Genomic DNA, 2,104 nt, shown 5'->3' on the forward strand with positions numbered 1-2,104 from the left:
AGCCAACAATCGCAATTGAAATTGCCTCGTTGTAGTGAATATTCACAGGATTGAATAAACGTTCTATCGATTGAACACCCATGAATACAGCAACAACCATCAATAAAATGGCACTCGAATATCCAGCTAAGATTTCTATCTTCCATGTACCGAAACAGAATCTCTGATCACGAGCATATTTTCGAGCCATTTTATAGGCAAAATAAGCTAAGCCCAATGCCAACATATGAGAACTCATATGCCATCCATCAGCCAATAAAGCCATGGAATTAAAGAACCATCCTCCAAAAATTTCAAACACCATCATTACACCAGTGAGGATGGTTGCGATTAAAATTTTCTTTTGTGCTAAAGGATTTCCTTCGTCAAATTGATGCGAATGGTCACTTTTAACATTATTTAGATATTGCATTTTATTGCACCACAATTAATACTCCCCCATAGTATATGTTCTTGAGGTTGAATAGTATGTCTCACTTAAATCAGAACAAAAAAATTTTAAATCGGATTAGACGAATTCAAGGTCAAACTAATGCCCTTGAACAGAATATTTTAAATTATGAAAATTCTTGTATTGAGGTATTACAGCAAGTTGCAGCAATTAAAGGTGCGATAAATGGCTTAATGAATGAGTTAATAGAACTTCATCTTAGAGAACATGTACTCGGTGATACTGAGGAAATAAAGGAAAAAGAACTGAATGAATTTTTAGCTTTAGTTAAACGCTACTTATAACTTTAAAGCACAGTCTTTTAAATAAAAAAACTGTGTGCGCACCTATTAATGACAGTGGTAATCACCAGTTTTACTGTTGGTATGACAACCCTGTGAGTTCGTTCCCCCAGAATGAGCATTCGCATAGGTAAATGACATGCCTATAAAGCATATTAATAAAATTCTTTTCATCTTAATCCCTCTCAAATAATTAGAATATCAACTGTATGATATTTAATAAAAGCCAACATGGCTTAGACTATTTCCAAATATATAAAGTAAAGCCAACAAAACTTTAAATGTATATAAAAAATGGTTAAATAATTGCAAGGGGGGCCTTAAAACGTTTTAATCGTAAAGCATTTCCTAGTACAAATATTGACGAGAGAGCCATTGCACCAGCAGCAAATACAGGAGAAAGTAGCAGTCCAAATTGCGGATAAAGTACACCTGCTGCAATAGGAATCAGAGCTGCATTGTAAACAAATGCCCAAAATAAATTTTCACGAATATTGGTTATAGTCGCTTTGCTTAAAGCGATAGCATTCGGCACTCCTTTCAGGTTGCCAGACATCAAAACCACATCAGCAGCTTCAATAGCTACGTCTGTACCTGTACCTATTGCTAAACCAATATCTGCTTCTGCAAGTGCAGGGGCATCATTAATGCCATCTCCAACATATGCGAGTTTACCATATTGATTTTTTAATTTTTTAACGGCCTCTATTTTACCTTCTGGTAAGACTTCTGCAATAACCTCATCAATACCTAGTTTTTTTGCAATCGCTTGAGCTGTATGACGGTTATCACCTGTAATCATGGCAACCTTTAAACCTAGCTGATGTAACGCTTCAATTGCAGCAAATGTTGATTCTTTAATTGGATCTGCTACAGCAATAATGGCAGCAAGTTTCTGGTCAATCGCAACATAGAGAGGGGTTTTTCCTTCTTCTCCCAAACGATCCGAAAATTGAGAAAAAACATTAGGATTCAAACCTAGTTTTTCCATATATCGATCTGCACCAATATGAACCAAATGTTCAGACACCGTTGCTTCTATTCCATAGCCCGTGACTGACTTGAAATCAGCAACAGGAGACAGGATTAATTCCTTATCTATAGCGGCTTGTACAATTGCTCGAGCAATAGGATGCTCAGACTTTGATTCAACGGCTGCCATAAGTGAAAGTACGGCATTGTATTCAAACCCTTCTAAGACATGCAGATCGGTTAAAATTGGTTTCCCTTCAGTCAGGGTCCCTGTTTTATCAACAGCAACCACTTTAGTTTCTTTGAGCAGCTGCAAAGCTTCCCCTTTACGGAATAAAACACCCATTTCAGCACCACGCCCAGTTCCCACCATGATTGATGTAGGCGTTGCAAGTCCCAT

General features: G+C 37.1%; 4 protein-coding genes. 1 reads left to right on the forward strand and 3 read right to left on the reverse strand.

Annotation, left to right across the window (positions count from 1 at the left end):
• On the reverse strand, nucleotides 1–412 hold a 412-nt coding region (locus tag B4J23_RS09160), incomplete at its 3' end, for a cation diffusion facilitator family transporter (RefSeq protein WP_291360147.1).
• A 56-nt stretch (nucleotides 413–468) separates the two neighbouring features.
• Here B4J23_RS09160 and B4J23_RS09165 point away from each other — a divergent pair.
• Nucleotides 469–735, forward strand: a complete 267-nt coding sequence (locus B4J23_RS09165) for a metal/formaldehyde-sensitive transcriptional repressor (protein WP_034671264.1) — start codon at nucleotides 469–471, stop codon at nucleotides 733–735.
• Between the two features lie 45 nt (nucleotides 736–780).
• Here B4J23_RS09165 and B4J23_RS14365 read toward each other — a convergent pair whose 3' ends face one another.
• The gene (locus B4J23_RS14365; RefSeq protein ID WP_094148905.1) at nucleotides 781–906 is read right to left on the reverse strand and encodes a YHYH domain-containing protein; all 126 of its coding nucleotides are present in this window, start codon (nucleotides 904–906) and stop codon (nucleotides 781–783) included.
• Nucleotides 907–1,030: 124 nt separating this feature from the next.
• The coding region (locus B4J23_RS09170; RefSeq protein ID WP_291360151.1) for a heavy metal translocating P-type ATPase at nucleotides 1,031–2,104 on the reverse strand (1,074 nt) is incomplete at its 5' end.

Origin of the sequence: Acinetobacter sp. UBA3025 (assembly GCF_002367915.1) — a bacterium.
In the GTDB taxonomy this organism is placed as follows: domain Bacteria; phylum Pseudomonadota; class Gammaproteobacteria; order Pseudomonadales; family Moraxellaceae; genus Acinetobacter.

Coding starts and splice junctions, on each gene's coding strand:
- B4J23_RS09165 (WP_034671264.1), top strand. CDS start 469: ATGTCTCACTTAAATCAGAACAAAAAAATTTTAAATCGGATTAGACGA.
- B4J23_RS14365 (WP_094148905.1), bottom strand. CDS start 906: ATGAAAAGAATTTTATTAATATGCTTTATAGGCATGTCATTTACCTAT.